Source organism: Lysinibacillus sp. ZYM-1 (assembly GCF_001308875.1).
Lineage (GTDB): Bacteria > Bacillota > Bacilli > Bacillales_A > Planococcaceae > Lysinibacillus.
Window position 1 is genome coordinate 39,361 of the sequence record NZ_KQ465111.1, and the last position, 15,951, is coordinate 55,311.

Sequence of the window (15,951 nt, forward strand, 5' to 3'; positions counted from 1 at the left end):
CACTACAATTAGCATATAAAAAGACATTGTATGTTACTTTAGAATAATAGCAAATAAACTGTTAAATATTTATATTAGAATGTTCTGTCATTTGTAGGACTAGTAAAAAGGGACCTTAATTTAATTTCGATTTAAAAGGCGATAAAGCTCATAAAAAGGCAAATTTAATACTAAAATCGTAAACACTGTCGAAATAGTGTAAAATAACTAGATGTAAATGAACTCTTAATAAACCTTAGAGGGACAAGGGATGCAGAAGTTTTGTCCTGGTTGTGCCGTTGAAAAAATAGGGCGTATATACTATTAAAAAGTGACAAAAGACAATAGACACTAGGTATCATCTTAATTACAATTGTATTATTGGATAAATTAACAAGTACATAGAATTTAATAAAATGAGGTGAACAGTTTTGAATTTATTTGGTGGAACTATTAGTAGCCTGGAAAATGGACTTTCCTATGCAACTTTGAATCATAAAACAATCGCAAACAATATTGCGAATGTCGATACACCTAATTATAAGGCGAAAAATGTTAGTTTTAAGGATATGTTGGAAGAACAAAAGACTATAGCTATTTCTGCATATCGTACTGACAATAGACATTATGATTTCACAATTCGACAATCTACACCTGGTGTCAATAATATAGAAAACTTACGATACCGAAATAATGGCAACGCTGTAGATATGGATGCTGAACAGGCAAAATTAGCAGAGAATCAAATTTATTACAATGCTTTAATTGATCGTGTGAACGGGAAATTAAACACATTAAACACTGTTATTAAAGGAGGTAAGTAATAGATGTCTATCTTTCATGGAATGAATACCACTGCCTCAGCTTTAACTGCGCAACGATTACGCATGGACGTCATTTCTTCTAATATGGCAAACATGGATACAACTCGAGCTCGTCAAGTTAATGGTGAGTGGGAGCCATATCGACGGAAGTCCGTAACGTTTACAGCACAAGAAGGTCAGTTTTCGAAGTTTATGAATGTAGCACTTGGTAAAGACGCCAAAAGTGGTGTTGGTAATGGTGTGAAAGTAACTCGTATTTCAGAAGACCGAGAAACACCTTTCAAACTTGTTTATGACCCAACTCATCCAGATGCAAATGCAGATGGCTATGTCAATATGCCGAATGTCGATCCATTAAAAGAAATGGTAGATTTAATGTCAGCCACTCGTTCCTACGAGGCAAACGTAACCGTATTTAACGCAAATAAGTCCATGCTTACAAAGGCTTTAGAGATTGGTAAATAAATAAGAAGAAAGGAAGATACATAATGACTATTTCGTCCGTTTCGCTAATGACACCTACTCAGGTTGTAAATGAAACAAATAAACTTAATACGACACCTTATGAAGCACAACAAAGCTTCGCGAACTCTTTAAAAGAAGCAATAGCCAAAGTAAATGACCAGCAAATCACATCCGATAATTTTACTCAAAAGCTAATTAAAGGTGAAAATGTGGAGTTGCATGAGGTAATGATTGCTTCACAAAAGGCGAGCATTACATTAAACGCAACAATTGAAGTTCGCAATAAGGTGATTGAAGCTTACCAAGAAATAATGCGAATGAGTGTTTAATTTTTTATTGAAGGTAGAAATTCCCTTTTCAATATAAATTAAAAACTACCTTAAGGTGGGCTCATTAAGGTCGCAAATTATTGATGGCTAGGTTATTCACTATAACCGGAGGATTCATAATGAATGAACGATTGACGAAAATAAAAAACGACACCAGTCAATTTTGGAAAAGTCGAAGTAAAAAGCAAAAAATAGTTATGATTGGCTCCGTGGTAAGCGTAATTGCACTTGCGGCAATTGTGACGTTTTTTGCTTCAAAAACTACATATGTTCCACTTTATAAAGATTTATCAACAAGAGAAATTGGACAAGTAAAGGAAGCACTGGATTCTCAAGGTGTAACATATCAAATTGCTCCAGGCGGAACATCTATTTTAGTGCCAGAGGAGCAAGTTGACTCCTTATTAGTGCAATTAGCATCAGAAGGCTATCCACAAACGGGTACGATTGATTATTCATTTGCAAACAGTTCAGGTTTTGGTATGACAGATAATGAATTTAACTTATTAAAGAAAGCAGCTACTGAAACTGAAATTGCTAAACTTTTTAGAAACCTTGAAGGTGTTAAAGATGCAAAAGTAATGATTACTGTCCCTGAAGAAGGAGTCTTCGTAACAGATGTTAAAGAAGATGCAACTGCATCTATCGTGTTAAATACAGATCCAGGCTATAAATTTACAGAACAACAAATTACAACAATGTATAATTTGGTATCAAAAAGTATTCCAAATTTAAAAACTGATAATATCGTAATCTCAAATCAATTCTCAGAGTACTTTGACTTAAATGCAGCCACAACAGATGGAGCATCTACAACGACAGCTGAAGGTCAATTACAAATGAAGAAATTAGTCGAACGTGATCTACAACGTCAAGTACAAAATATGCTAGGCACGTTGATGGGACAAGATAAAGTGATGGTTTCTGTCACTACGGATATTGACTTCAAGAAAGAAAATCGTGAAGAAAACCTTGTGACGCCTGTTGATGAAGAGAATATGGAAGGTATTGCCATTAGTGCACAAAGAATTACTGAGCAATATTCTGGAACAGGGGCTGCAGCAGCTACTGGAACACCTGAAGCTGAAACAACTACTGATAACTTTACTACTTATAATGAAGGGACATCGGGTAACGGTGATTATGAACGTACGGAAGAAACAATTAATAATGATGTGAACCGTATACGTAAAGATATCCAAGAAGCCCCTTATAAGGTTCAAGATATTGGAATTCAAGTAATTGTTGAACCGCCAACAGCGACAGATGCAGCATCATTACCAGATGGTGTCCGTGAAGATATTGAGAAAATTTTAAGTACAATCGTTCGCACAACGATTTCAAAAGACGTGGCGGCTGAACTTACTCAAGAGCAAATTGATGAGAAAGTAGCTGTATCTGTACAACCACTATACGGTAAAGCCACACAAGTTGCTGATGAAAAGCCAATCATTCCATGGTGGGTTTGGGTCATTGGCGGTATCTTATTAGCTGTTATTGTCTTGTTAGCATTCTTCATTATCCGTTCTCGTAAACGTGCGAAGGAAGAAGAAGAGCTAAGTATCCTAGAAGAACAAGAAGAATTAATGATCGATGATATTAATGAAGAAATTGAAACGGAAGCTACAATGCGTCGTAAGCAGCTAGAAAAAATGGCAAAAGAAAAGCCAGACGATTTTGCAAAGTTACTGCGTAGTTGGATTGCTGAAGACTAACTAGGAGGTTCGGCTGTGTCCAAGAAAGATAAGGAATTAACCGGAAAACAAAAGGCCGCTCTCTTGTTAATTTCATTAGGGCCTGAGGTTTCAGCTTCAGTCTATAAACATTTAACAGAGGAAGAAATTGAACGTTTAACATTAGAAATTTCAAGTGTTAAAAAAGTAGAATCAAACGTCAAGGAAGAGATTATAGAAGAATTCCACAATATTGCACTAGCCCAAGACTATATCACGCAAGGTGGTATTGGTTATGCGAAAACAGTATTAGAAAAAGCGCTTGGCGTTGAACAAGCACAAACGATTATTAATCGTCTGACTTCTTCACTACAAGTAAGACCGTTTGATTTTGCACGGAGAGCTGATCCAGCACAAATTTTTAACTTTATTCAAAATGAACATCCTCAAACAATTGCCCTGATTCTTTCTTATTTAGAAGCGGGGCAAGCAGGGGTTATTTTATCTTCATTACCACAAGAAGTACAAGCTGACATTGCAAAACGTATTGCTGTCATGGAATCGACTTCTCCTGAAGTAATTAGTGAAATTGAATCGGTGTTAGAGCGTAAATTATCATCTACAGTTACACAGGATTACACAGAAACTGGTGGTATTGATGCGGTCGTTGAAGTACTGAATGGAGTAGATCGACAAACAGAGAAAACGATCCTTGATGCACTTGAAATTCAAGATCCAGAGCTTGCAGAGGAAATCAAAAAACGCATGTTTGTGTTCGAAGATATCGTTACACTCGACAATCGTTCTATTCAACGTGTTATTCGTGATTGTGAAAACGAAGACTTATTGCTTTCGATGAAGGTATCAAGCGAAGAGGTAAAAGATATTATTTTCCGCAATATGTCACAACGTATGGCTGATACATTTAAAGAAGAAATGGAAATTATGGGACCTGTACGTTTACGTGACGTAGAGGAGGCACAATCGCGAATTGTTGCTGTTATTCGTCGCCTAGAGGATGCTGGTGAGATTATTATTGCACGTGGTGGAGGAGATGACGTAATTGTCTAGAATCATCCGTTCTATATACACACAATCCAATAGCGATAATGTAAAAGAAATACAAATCCGCGATATGTTTGAAATACCCGGTTTGGAAGATGATGAGGATACTTCATCCCAGCATCAATTGACGATAGAAGAAATAATGGCTGAGCGAGATCATTTGCTTGCCCAAGCTAGGGCTTCCTTGCAAGTGGAACGGGAAGCGTTTGAGCAAGAAAAGCAAGAACATTTCCAAGAGATGGAGCACTTAAAGCTAAGTTGGGAAGAAGAGAGGCCTAATCGAGTTCAAGAAGCTTATGATGAGGGATTTGGACAAGGCTATGAAGATGGTGTGAACAAATCCACAGAAGCAATGGCCCAGTCCCTTCAAACTGCGAATGAAGTGATCAATCAAGCAAAAGAAAACGCACAAAAGTATATTAATGATCAAGAAGCAGTAATTTTAGAGCTTGGCCTAACGACAGCTGAACGAATTATTGGCACGTCATTAGAACGTGATCGAGAGCTGTTCGTGTCAATTGTTCGTAGAGGGCTGAAAGAGGCGAGAGAAATGAAAGAAATTAAAATTTATGTGTCGCCTACCTATCACGCTTTAATAACTGCCAATCGTGATGAACTAGCCGAAATGTTCCCGATTGATGTACCATTTATGATTTTTGTTAATGAAGATTTGAATAATGAAACAGATTGCTATATCGAAACGAATCATGGCCGCATAGTTGTGAGCATCGACGAGCAATTGAACGAACTAAGATTAAAGCTTCATGAAATATTAGAAAGTAAGGAATGATCTAGATGAAGACGGCTCAATTAATCGAACATATTCCTCATATGCCAACCTTTAAAAAGTTTGGTAGAGTCACTAGAGTTGTCGGCTTGATGATTGAGTCGCAAGGTCCAGATAGTTCCATAGGTGATGTTTGTAAAATCCATGTGGAAACTGTAAACAATGGTCACCAAATCATTTTAGCTGAGGTTGTTGGTTTTAAAGATGAAATTGTTGTCTTAATGCCTTTCACCTCTTTGCGAGAAATATCTATTGGCTGCCTTGTTGAAGGGACTGGTGCTCCATTAGAAGTAAAAGTAGGCCCTGAGTTAATTGGAAGAGTGTTAGATTCGATGGGGAATCCTATTGATGGCACCTTATTACCAAAAGGGCTTATGACAGTTCCGACCGAACAAGATCCACCAAATCCACTAACACGCCCACCTATCAATGAAAGACTTGAAGTGGGAGTAAAGGCTATTGACGGAATGCTGACAGTTGGTAATGGCCAACGTGTTGGGATTTTCGCAGGTTCAGGGGTCGGAAAAAGTACGCTTCTTGGCATGATTGCGAGAAATACGCAGGCAGATTTGAATGTAATTGCTCTGATAGGAGAACGTGGACGTGAGGTTCGTGAATTTATTGAACGTGATTTAGGTCCAGAAGGTCTAAGCCGTTCCATAGTTGTGGCAGCTACATCTGATCAGCCAGCATTGATGAGGATAAAAGGGGCGTTTACAGCAACCGCCATCGCTGAATATTTTAGAAATCGTGGCTTAAATGTCATGTTGATGATGGACTCCGTAACACGTGTTGCCATGGCCCAACGTGAAATTGGACTTGCCACAGGAGAACCACCAGCACAAAAAGGGTATACACCGTCTGTATTTGCGATATTACCTAAATTACTAGAACGTACAGGTACTAATGAAAAAGGTTCTATTACGGCATTTTACACTGTCTTAGTTGATGGGGATGATATGAATGAACCAATTGCTGATACTGTGCGAGGGATATTAGATGGTCATATTGTGCTTGATCGAAATTTAGCTAATAAAGGTCAATACCCTGCTATAAATGTTTTGAAAAGTGTTAGTCGTTTGATGAATCATGTTGCAGAACCGGAACATAAGAAAGCAGCAGAACGATTAAGGGAACTTTACTATACATATGACAAATCTGAGGATTTAATCAACATTGGCGCGTATAAACGAGGAACGTCTAAAGAAATTGATGAAGCAATTTATTATGAACCGCTCATTACTACTTATCTCAAACAGGGCTATTTAGATAAAGTGACATTGGAAGAAAGTGTGAATGAATTAATATCCTTATCGAACGGTGGTGTGAACTAGATGGTCAGCTATGTGTATCGTTTTGAAAAAGTGTTAACGGTTCGTGAGCAAGAAAAAAACGAAACTGAAATGGCCTACAAAGAATCTGTCCGTTCTTTTGAGGAAGTTGCCACTAAATTATATGACTTACTTAAAAAGAAGGAAGACTTAATTGCTTTCCAGCAGGATCGCTTAACTGTTGGTTCATCTATTGATGAAATCCATCACTATGCACGTTTTATTGATAGTCTTGAAAAAACAATTGCAGAGGTGCAACAGAAAGTGATACAAGCTCGTGCAAAGATGAATTGGCACGAAGAAAAATTATTAGAAAAAAACTTGGAAGTACGTAAATTTGAAAAAATGAGAGAAAAGGATTTTAAGCTATTCCAACAAGAGCAGGATCGTATAGAAAGCCTTTTTTTAGATGAAATTTCAATACTAACGTATAACAAGAGAGAAATCAGGTGATTTCATGGTGAAAAAAGACAATCGATTGACAGCAGAATTAATTGAACAGCAACCTAAGAAAAAAACTGGGGGCTTTCTAAAGTTTTTTACTTGGATAGTCCTGCCACTTATGTTTGTAGTAGCAGTATTACTTGTTGTGGCAACGTTAATGAATACAAATGTCTTTGACTTAGGAAAGAAGGCGATAGGCAGTTTACCTTTTGTTCCATCAGAAGAACAACAAGCGAAAGATGCTGTCGTTAACAATGATTCGAAAATAGTCAATTTACAGGCAGAGATTCAAGAAAAAGAAGCAGAAATTTCACAGCTACAAAAAAAGTTAGATACAACGACAACTGAAAAAGAAAAGTTAATGACTGAAAAAGAGCAACTTCAATTTGAAATTGAAAAATTAAATCGAGAACAAGATGCTGTGAAGCGTGATTTCAACGATATTTTATCAACTTTCGATAAGATGTCTCCGAAAGCGGCAGCACCTGTATTAATCAATATGAGTGATGCAGAAGCACTGCGTATTTTATCGAATTTAAAACCTGATAAACTAGCGGCCATATTAGAGAAAATGGATGCTAAAGATGCAGCAAAATATACGGAACTTATGGCTAAACAATAGAGTTAATGAAAGGAGGTGAAAAGAGTGGATATAGCGATGATGAAAATGATTACTAAATCGGTACCTTCTAAAACCGCTGCAACAAAACCAGCAACAGTCAGTAGCTCTGAGGGAAAGATTAACGGAACATCGAAACAGGATAATTTATCGAAATTCGGCTCTGTTTTTGGACAAGTACTATCTTCCTCAACTCAATCAAATCAATCTTCACAAGCTACTCCAACTAATGAGTTGGCTGATTTACAGCAAGTGTTAAATGCTGATTCATTGGAAGAGGTACTAGATTTACTAGGAATCCCACATGATGATGGTTTGTTAATGCTTCAACTTGGAGAAGAAGGTAAAGCAGTGGCTATGGATGAAATGCTTGATTTAGAAAATATACTAAATGCATTAGGGATTGATGAAGAGCAATTGCAAAAAATAGTCCAACAGCTACTAGGAGAAGAAAAAGAAGCTAGTGATGTCTGGGAACTTTTATCATTAGTAGATGCCCAAGCACCAGTCCTACAATCGCAGATAGGTGTTGCGCTACAAGGCGAAAGTCAAGTAACACCAAAAGAAACAACACAATTACTTCAAGTGTTAAAGTTAGCACAATTAGTAGGACAGAAAACGGACTTAACAGCTTCACAAGAAAACTTGTTAACAACAGTAAAAAGTCTATTAACGTCATTACAAACGCAAGTAGAAACTATACAAGTAACAACAACTAAATCAACTGGCACATTGTCATTACAAGGTTTCCAGCAAGTAATTCAGCAAGTCCAAGTGACCAAGCAAAGTGAGACTAGTTCTAATGAAATGGTTACACCACAAACCGTACAAACCAAACCAGATACGTTCCAAGTAACATTACCGACTGCCAAACCTGCACAGTCAGAGGCTTTATTAAAAGAAATGCAAGCCATTATCAATAGAGCACAGATTTCTAATGCGCAGGGGATAACACGATTAACAATAAAATTGTATCCAGAAAATTTAGGGACAGTTCGTATAGAGCTTGTGCAAAATGATGGTGTACTTACAGCTCGTTTATTAGCTTCTACAGCTCATGGACGTGAGTTACTTGATAGTCAAGCTCACCAGCTAAAACAGGCATTTGTTCAGCAGAACATTCAAGTAGATCGTCTTGATATTGCACAATCATTACAGGATGCGGATCGCCAGCAACGTGATCAAAACTTCTTTAATAATTTCTTTAGACAACAACAGGATGAAGAACAGCAACAAAAAAATGAGGATGACGATGAAGAGAAATCCTTTAGTGACTATTTAATAAGTGAGGAGGTGTAATTCATGGCAGATACAACAACAAAAGCAACAAATACATCCATAACGGATGATCTTTACTATTCGAATTATAGGAAACCAACCAAACAAACTGGGAATAGTGAACTTGGCAAAGATGCCTTTCTGCAACTGTTAATTACACAATTGCAGCACCAGGATCCAACAAATCCAATGGATGATAGAGAATTCATTTCCCAAATGGCGCAGTTTTCTTCTTTAGAACAAATGCAGAACATGACAAAGGCAGTGGAATCATTATTAGCATCACAGCAACAAACACAGATGATGAATTATGCAACTTTTGTTGGTAAAGAAGTTAAATGGCATGAAATTTCAGATAAAACAGATGAAAATGGGGATCCTGTTGTCAATGAAGGAACAGGTGTGATTGAATCCTTGAAATTTGTAGATGGTAGTGTTGTATTTAAATTAGCAGATGGGAAAGAAATAACGCCTGGTAATATTTCAGGAATCCTAGGTGGCTCTGGAACAAGTTCAAATGGCAATAATCCTGTGCCAGAATCTCCACTTGTACAGGCTAGTAAATTGATAGGTAAAAAGGTTACATATCAAGATGGTGACCAGGAAGTACAAGGGAAAATCGTCTCTGTTTCGAATAAAGATGGCGTTATTTATTACGTATTAGACAATGATAAAAAACTAACGGATAAAGATTTTACAGTTATTAGCGAATAAAGGTGTGAAAAAGTGATGGATAAATTTTCAATTCATCGTGTACCCTTGCATCCATCTATTCGTGCAACTCAACCTACGTCCATTAATTCACAGCAATCTTTTAAAGCCCATTTACAGGAAGCAACAAAGCAAGAGCTTAAAGTGAGCAAACATGCGCATGAACGTATCATTGAGCGTAAAATTGACATCTCTGAACAAGAATGGCAGGTTGTATCGGATAAGGTATTTGAAGCCCACTCAAAAGGTGTTAAACAGCCATTAGTCTTGATGGATCAAGCAGCTTTAATTGTCAGTGCTAAAAATGCTACTGTCATTACAGCAATGGATCGCACGGAAGCAAAACAACAGTTATTTACAAATATAGATGGCACGATCGTGCTTTAAAGGCTGGACCTTCTTATGTAAGGAAGCCTTCGTGATGCTGATTGATAGAAGCACACAAATAAAAAATGAAGGGAGAACGAAAACTTATGTTACGTTCTATGTATTCAGGTATATCAGGTCTTAAAAACTTCCAAACAAAGCTAGATGTTATTGGTAATAATATTGCAAATGTTAATACTGTTGGCTTTAAAAAAGGGCGCGTTCTTTTTAAAGATTTAATGTCTCAAACTCAAGCAGGTGCATCTGCAGCAACAGCTACACGAGGTGGTGTGAACCCACAACAAGTTGGTTTGGGTTCACAATTAGCTGCGATTGACACGATTCATGGGGGCGGTTCCTTACAAAGTACAGGTCGTGGACTTGATTTAGCTATTGAAGGCGATGGCTTTTTCATGGTAGCTGATGCTAATGGCGCTCCTGATCCAGATAGTGGTTTCATCGACGAAGCAGGCTTCAATAATACCCTATTTACTCGTAATGGTGTTTTCTATATGGATAGCAATGGCTATTTAGTTAATGCTGACGGGAAATATTTAGTAGGGGTAACTGCTGGAGACGATATTGTCATGGAAGCTGATGACGATGGTATCAATCCGGAGGATGCACCAATTGCTTCAGGAGATGAAGGTGCAAACTTATTTAATGAAGATGGTGAACTTACACCTGATGCAGGAGATGTGGGACCAATTCGTATCCCAACAACTGCTAAAGAGATTAGCATTGGTCCTAATGGTACGGTTGAATATGTAGACCTAAACGGTGAGCGTAAATGGGCAGGGCAGCTGGTTATGGCTAAATTCCCTAACGCTGGTGGTCTTGCTAAGAATGGTGGGAACTACTATCAACAAACAGCAAACTCTGGTGCTGCATATGCACAAGTGGCAACTGTAGCAGGGATGGGGAAAGTAGTACCTGGAGCAGTAGAGATGTCCAACGTTGACTTATCTGAAGAATTTACAGAGATGATTGTGGCACAACGTGGTTTCCAAGCGAATACTCGTATTATTACAACATCAGATGAAGTGTTACAAGAGCTAGTAAACTTAAAACGATAATAATTGTGTAGTCCTTTAATTCATAAACGGACGTTTTAACAAAACATATTTTCATATGAGGGAGGGTCGGGCCGGCTCTCATGCTAGACCCGGCCCTAATTCAATGATTGAACTAACACGTCTAAATGGCAAAGCATTTACATTAAATGCTTTATACATAGAAATAGTCGAATCATTTCCTGATACGACGATTACTTTAACAACTGGAACAAAATTGATTGTTTTAGAGAGTGAAGATGAGGTGCGACAAAAGGTAACTGCCTTTTATAACAATATACAAATACTATCCAACCCGCATCTACGAGGTGAAAAAGATGAAGAATAATAAAATGTTAACGATGATTATTATTTTGTTAGTAGCAGTCATACTGATCGGGGTTATCTTGTTTGTATTGCTTACACAATTTAATAAACCGACGGGAGCTACTGAACCATCCATTGATGAGATTGTAGAGGCTACAGTGGAGATTCCAGAAATCACGACGAATCTTGCAGATAAAAGAGTTGTGCGCTTGTCATTAAAAGTCCAAACGACAAGCAAAGATGCTGCTGCAGAATTAACAAAGCGTGTTTTCCAGGTGCAAAATATTGCCATTCAAGAGCTTTCTGAAATGGAGCAAAAGGATTTAGAAGGTAAGCAAGGGAAACAAATTTTCCAAAAATCATTAAAAACTAGAGTAAATGAATTGATGCTAGAGGGAGAAGTTCAGGAAGTATATTTTACCTCCTTCATCACTCAATAAAACAGAAACTGCTTGAAATGGAGGTGGGCAAATGGCAGGAGATGTGTTATCTCAATCCGAGATAGATGCGCTGCTTTCCGCTATATCGACTGGGGAAATGTCAGCAGATGACATAAAAAAAGAGGATGAGGGACGCAAAGTTAAAGTTTATGACTTTAAACGAGCACTTCGATTCTCAAAAGATCAAATCCGAAGTTTGACCCGAATACACGAGAATTTTGCACGATTACTGACAACCTTCTTCTCTGCACAGCTTAGAAGCTATGTGCAAATTACGGTTGCATCAGTAGACCAAATACCATTTGAAGAGTTCGTTCGTTCGATTCCGAATATGACACTCATTAATGTGTTTGAAGTGCCACCATTAGATGGTAATATATTGATGGAAATAAATCCGAACATTGCCTATTCCATGCTAGATCGTTTAATGGGCGGTAGTGGGGCGAGTCATAGTAATGTAGATAATTTAACTGAGATTGAAACAAAAATTATGACAAACCTTTTTGAACGCTCATTCGACAATTTACGCGAGGCATGGGAAAATGTTGCGGAAATTGATCCGATTTTAGTGGAGCTTGAAGTTAATCCACAATTTTTACAGATGATCTCACCAAATGAAACAGTTGTCGTTATTTCGTTAAATACGATCATTGGTGAGACAAGCGGTATGATAAATATTTGTATTCCGCATGTTGTATTGGAGCCGATTGTTCCAAATCTTTCTGTGCGTTACTGGATGCAAACAAATACGAAAGAAATGTCTCCAGAACAAACAAAAATGCTTGAAACACGCGTAAAACAAGCGAAATTACCTCTTTCAGTTGAATTAGGGCTAACAGATATCACCATCGAGGATTTCCTCACAATGCAAATTGGTGATGTTATACAGTTAGAGCAAAAAATTAATGACCCATTACTACTAAAAGTAGGAACATTACCAAAATTCACTGTTCAACCAGGTAAGCAAGGCAAAAAATTAGCAATCCAAATTATCGACCCTTTGAAAGGAGGAGACGAAGATGAGTGATGAAATGCTCTCCCAAGAAGAAATTGAAGCGCTATTAAGGGGCGAGACGTTGGAAGATAAAAACAGCGGCACTGAAGCTTCTTCAATTGATGAAACAAATGATATACGAGTAGAGGATTACCTTGATTCGTTTGCACAAGATGCATTAGGTGAGGTAGGCAATATATCTTTTGGTAGCTCTGCCACAGCACTTTCGGCGTTATTAGGTCAAAAAGTAGATATTACTACACCAAGTATATCAATGATTAATCGAAATAAATTAGAAGAGGAGTTTCCTCATCCGTATGTAGCTGTCCAAGTTGAATATACGATTGGCTTAACAGGCATGAATCTACTTGTCATTAAACAATCCGATGCAGCTATTATTGCAGACCTAATGTTAGGTGGCGATGGATTAAATCCGAAGCCTGACTTAGGAGAAATTCAGTTAAGTGCTGTTCAAGAGGCTATGAATCAAATGATGGGTTCAGCGGCTACGTCTATGTCGACAGTATTCAACAAAAAAGTAGATATTTCTCCACCTACAATTGATTTAATGAATATTTCTAAAGATGAAGGTCGAGAAAATATCCCTGAAGATGATTTGCTAGTCAAAGTATCTTTTAGATTAAGAATTGGTAATTTAATTGATTCAAATTTAATGCAATTATTACCGCTTAAATTTAGTCAAAACATCGTAAAATCTCTATTAGGTGAAACTGAATCGATTGAAGAACCTGTGGCTGCAACGATTGCACCAGAAGCACCACTAATTGCAGCACCACCTGTCCAACAACAAGTGCCTGTAGCAGCTCCGCCTGCCCAACCTGTTTATCAGCAGTCGGAAGTTCCAATGCAGCAGCCTGTTTATCAGGAGCCACAGCAGTTTACTCAACCAACGAGAGCTGCGCAGCCAGTGAATGTTCAACAAGCTCAATTTGCTAGCTTTGATCCAAATGTAATCTCTCAATCTGAAGCTAGAAATTTAAATATGCTACTTGATATTCCATTGCAAGTTACTGTAGAGTTAGGACGTACGAAACGTTCTGTTAAAGAGATTTTAGAACTATCAAGTGGTTCGATTATTGAATTAGATAAATTAGCAGGGGAGCCTGTTGATATATTAGTGAATAGTCGTTTAATCGCTAAAGGTGAAGTCGTTGTTATTGATGAAAACTTTGGTGTACGTATTACAGATGTTTTAAGTCAAGCAGAGCGTTTAAATAATTTAAGATAGTTTCAATTGGAGGAGTTAACCATGTCTAAAAGAATTTTGATTGTAGACGACGCTGCGTTTATGCGTATGATGATCAAGGATATTTTGTCGAAAAATGGATTCGAGGTTGTTGGAGAGGCAGCAGATGGATTACAAGCTGTTGAAAAGTACAATGAACTAAAGCCAGATTTAGTAACAATGGATATTACAATGCCTGAAATGGATGGCATTGCGGCTCTTAAAGCAATTAAGGGATCAGATCCAAGTGCAACTGTAATCATGTGTTCAGCAATGGGACAACAAGCAATGGTAATCGATGCAATTCAAGCTGGTGCGAAAGACTTTATTGTTAAGCCCTTCCAGGCAGATCGAGTAATTGAAGCGATCCAAAAAGCGCTAGGATGATTCCATGAAAATGTTAAAATCATTTCGTTTAACGATGATTTTTGCATTTCTTGTATCCTTCCTGTTTTTGTACCCAACACCATCTTCTGTCTATGCAGACTCTGATACGAATAGTGTGACAGATTGCATTAAAGACCCAGAAGCTTGTTATGGAGATACTACTGATCCAGCTGCTAAACAAGAACCAAGTGTATCAGCAGCTGGAGATATATCTGCATGGGAATACATAAAAATGGTTTTAGCGCTTATTTTTGTTGTAGCTTTGTTTTATGGTTTAATGAAGTTTTTAAATAAACGAAATTTAAACTTCCAACGTAATCAAATGGTACAAAATTTAGGCGGTTTATCGTTAGGTGCACAAAAGTCAGTACAGCTTTTACAAGTTGGGAAAACATTGTATCTAGTGGGTGTCGGTGAAGACGTTCAGCTATTGCGTGAAATTACTGATCCTGAAGAAGTAGAAACATTGTTAGCACTTTATAACGAAAGGCAAGAACTTGCAGCAACATCACCGTATATTGCAGAAGTATTTTCTAAGTTTAAGAAAAAAGATAGAGAGAATTTGCAAAATGAACAAAAGCAAGATGCATTTGGCAAACTCTTTGAAAAAAAAATATCCGAAATTAAACAGGAGCGCAGTGAAGAGATTGAGAGATGGAAGCAAAAGGAGAAGGATGATAAATGAACGATTTAATCAATGTTTTTTCCAATAGCGATCCTACCAACGTCTCAACATCTGTTAAGCTCTTACTACTACTAACAGTTTTATCACTGGCACCAAGTATATTAATTTTAATGACATCCTTTGCTCGTATTGTCATTGTTTTATCCTTTGTGCGAACGGCATTGGCTACACAGCAAATGCCCCCTAATCAGGTAATCGTAGGGTTAGCATTATTTTTAACGTTCTTTATTATGGCTCCAACCTTTCAAGAGGTCAATAAAGAGGCCTTGCAACCATTATTTGCTGAAGAAATTAGTTTAGATGAAGCTTATGATCGGGCCAGTGCGCCATTTAAAGAATTTATGAGTAAGCACACAAGGCAAAAAGATCTTGATTTGTTTTTATCGTACAATCAAGCAGAAAAACCAGCATCTGTGGAAGAAATCCCACTGACAATGCTTGTACCAGCATTTGCTTTAAGTGAAATTAAAACAGCATTTCAAATAGGTTTTATGATTTTTATTCCATTCCTAGTGATCGATATGATTGTTGCGAGTACATTAATGTCGATGGGGATGATGATGTTACCACCAGTAATGATTTCATTGCCATTCAAAATTTTATTGTTTGTCCTGGTCGATGGTTGGTATCTCGTCATGAAATCGCTACTACAAAGTTTTTAGGGGATGATACAGTATGACAGGTGAGTTGGTTATTTCCGTTGCAGAACGTGCCATTATGATTATCCTTCTAACAAGCGGTCCGTTATTATTAGTAGCCTTAATCACTGGTTTGGCCGTAAGTATTTTTCAAGCTACCACTTCGATTCAAGAGCAAACATTGGCATTTGTACCGAAAATTGTCGCCGTCTTAGTGGCCATCGTGTTCTTTGGCCCATGGATGTTATCTCAAGTTACTAGCTATGCGAGAGACATTTTTGAGAATTTAACACGTTATATAGGGTGAGTCC

21 protein-coding genes are annotated in these 15,951 nt (G+C 37.6%); all 21 read left to right on the forward strand.

Annotated elements, in window-relative coordinates:
* The first annotated feature begins 410 nt into the window (after nucleotides 1–410).
* Nucleotides 411–803: a flagellar basal body rod protein FlgB gene (flgB, locus tag AO843_RS06440; protein WP_054610308.1), complete on the forward strand. Its 393-nt coding sequence runs from the start codon at nucleotides 411–413 to the stop codon at nucleotides 801–803.
* Nucleotides 804–806: 3 nt separating this feature from the next.
* Complete coding sequence (gene flgC / locus AO843_RS06445) at nucleotides 807–1,268, forward strand: flagellar basal body rod protein FlgC (protein ID WP_054610309.1); 462 nt, start codon at nucleotides 807–809, stop codon at nucleotides 1,266–1,268.
* A gap of 23 nt (nucleotides 1,269–1,291) precedes the next feature.
* Nucleotides 1,292–1,597 carry a flagellar hook-basal body complex protein FliE gene (gene fliE, locus AO843_RS06450; RefSeq protein WP_025113930.1) on the forward strand — a complete coding sequence of 102 codons (306 nt, stop codon included), beginning with the start codon at nucleotides 1,292–1,294 and terminating at the stop codon, nucleotides 1,595–1,597.
* A 119-nt stretch (nucleotides 1,598–1,716) separates the two neighbouring features.
* On the forward strand, nucleotides 1,717–3,312 hold the full coding sequence (gene fliF, locus AO843_RS06455; RefSeq protein ID WP_054610310.1) for a flagellar basal-body MS-ring/collar protein FliF: 1,596 nt from the start codon (nucleotides 1,717–1,719) through the stop codon (nucleotides 3,310–3,312).
* 15 nt (nucleotides 3,313–3,327) lie between these two features.
* Nucleotides 3,328–4,341 carry a flagellar motor switch protein FliG gene (fliG, locus tag AO843_RS06460; RefSeq protein ID WP_036124740.1) on the forward strand — a complete coding sequence of 338 codons (1,014 nt, stop codon included), beginning with the start codon at nucleotides 3,328–3,330 and terminating at the stop codon, nucleotides 4,339–4,341.
* Nucleotides 4,334–5,125 (forward strand): flagellar assembly protein FliH, encoded by a 792-nt coding sequence (gene fliH, locus AO843_RS06465; RefSeq protein WP_054610311.1) that lies wholly within the window; start codon nucleotides 4,334–4,336, stop codon nucleotides 5,123–5,125. The genes fliG and fliH overlap by 8 nt, the downstream gene beginning before the upstream one ends.
* Before the next feature lie 5 nt (nucleotides 5,126–5,130).
* On the forward strand, nucleotides 5,131–6,456 hold the full coding sequence (gene fliI, locus AO843_RS06470) for a flagellar protein export ATPase FliI (protein ID WP_054610312.1): 1,326 nt from the start codon (nucleotides 5,131–5,133) through the stop codon (nucleotides 6,454–6,456).
* Nucleotides 6,457–6,906: a flagellar export protein FliJ gene (fliJ, locus tag AO843_RS06475; protein ID WP_054610313.1), complete on the forward strand. Its 450-nt coding sequence runs from the start codon at nucleotides 6,457–6,459 to the stop codon at nucleotides 6,904–6,906.
* Nucleotides 6,907–6,910: 4 nt separating this feature from the next.
* Nucleotides 6,911–7,519, forward strand: coding sequence for a MotE family protein (locus AO843_RS06480; protein ID WP_054610314.1), 609 nt, complete (start codon nucleotides 6,911–6,913; stop codon nucleotides 7,517–7,519).
* 24 nt (nucleotides 7,520–7,543) lie between these two features.
* Nucleotides 7,544–8,815 carry a flagellar hook-length control protein FliK gene (locus tag AO843_RS06485; protein WP_054610315.1) on the forward strand — a complete coding sequence of 424 codons (1,272 nt, stop codon included), beginning with the start codon at nucleotides 7,544–7,546 and terminating at the stop codon, nucleotides 8,813–8,815.
* A gap of 3 nt (nucleotides 8,816–8,818) precedes the next feature.
* Entirely contained in the window at nucleotides 8,819–9,508 is a 690-nt protein-coding gene (gene flgD, locus AO843_RS06490) for a flagellar hook assembly protein FlgD (RefSeq protein WP_054610316.1), read from the forward strand.
* Between the two features lie 15 nt (nucleotides 9,509–9,523).
* On the forward strand, nucleotides 9,524–9,892 hold the full coding sequence (locus AO843_RS06495) for a TIGR02530 family flagellar biosynthesis protein (protein ID WP_054610317.1): 369 nt from the start codon (nucleotides 9,524–9,526) through the stop codon (nucleotides 9,890–9,892).
* An 86-nt stretch (nucleotides 9,893–9,978) separates the two neighbouring features.
* Nucleotides 9,979–10,947: a flagellar basal body rod protein FlgG gene (gene flgG / locus AO843_RS06500; RefSeq protein ID WP_054610318.1), complete on the forward strand. Its 969-nt coding sequence runs from the start codon at nucleotides 9,979–9,981 to the stop codon at nucleotides 10,945–10,947.
* Nucleotides 10,948–11,050: 103 nt separating this feature from the next.
* A complete protein-coding gene (locus AO843_RS06505) occupies nucleotides 11,051–11,272 on the forward strand; it encodes a flagellar FlbD family protein (RefSeq protein ID WP_054610319.1) in 222 nt (73 codons plus the stop codon).
* Nucleotides 11,262–11,690: a flagellar basal body-associated protein FliL gene (gene fliL / locus AO843_RS06510; protein WP_054610320.1), complete on the forward strand. Its 429-nt coding sequence runs from the start codon at nucleotides 11,262–11,264 to the stop codon at nucleotides 11,688–11,690. The genes AO843_RS06505 and fliL overlap by 11 nt, the downstream gene beginning before the upstream one ends.
* A gap of 31 nt (nucleotides 11,691–11,721) precedes the next feature.
* Entirely contained in the window at nucleotides 11,722–12,717 is a 996-nt protein-coding gene (gene fliM / locus AO843_RS06515) for a flagellar motor switch protein FliM (protein ID WP_036123990.1), read from the forward strand.
* Complete coding sequence (gene fliY / locus AO843_RS06520; protein WP_054610321.1) at nucleotides 12,710–13,933, forward strand: flagellar motor switch phosphatase FliY; 1,224 nt, start codon at nucleotides 12,710–12,712, stop codon at nucleotides 13,931–13,933. The genes fliM and fliY overlap by 8 nt, the downstream gene beginning before the upstream one ends.
* A gap of 21 nt (nucleotides 13,934–13,954) precedes the next feature.
* The gene (locus tag AO843_RS06525) at nucleotides 13,955–14,317 is read left to right on the forward strand and encodes a response regulator (protein ID WP_008180756.1); all 363 of its coding nucleotides are present in this window, start codon (nucleotides 13,955–13,957) and stop codon (nucleotides 14,315–14,317) included.
* 4 nt (nucleotides 14,318–14,321) lie between these two features.
* Nucleotides 14,322–15,002, forward strand: coding sequence for a flagellar biosynthetic protein FliO (locus tag AO843_RS06530; RefSeq protein WP_054610322.1), 681 nt, complete (start codon nucleotides 14,322–14,324; stop codon nucleotides 15,000–15,002).
* Entirely contained in the window at nucleotides 14,999–15,664 is a 666-nt protein-coding gene (gene fliP / locus AO843_RS06535) for a flagellar type III secretion system pore protein FliP (protein ID WP_054610323.1), read from the forward strand. Before AO843_RS06530 ends, fliP begins: the two co-directional genes overlap by 4 nt.
* 13 nt (nucleotides 15,665–15,677) lie before the next feature.
* Nucleotides 15,678–15,947 (forward strand): flagellar biosynthesis protein FliQ, encoded by a 270-nt coding sequence (gene fliQ, locus AO843_RS06540; protein ID WP_012293276.1) that lies wholly within the window; start codon nucleotides 15,678–15,680, stop codon nucleotides 15,945–15,947.
* Nucleotides 15,948–15,951: the final 4 nt, after the last annotated feature.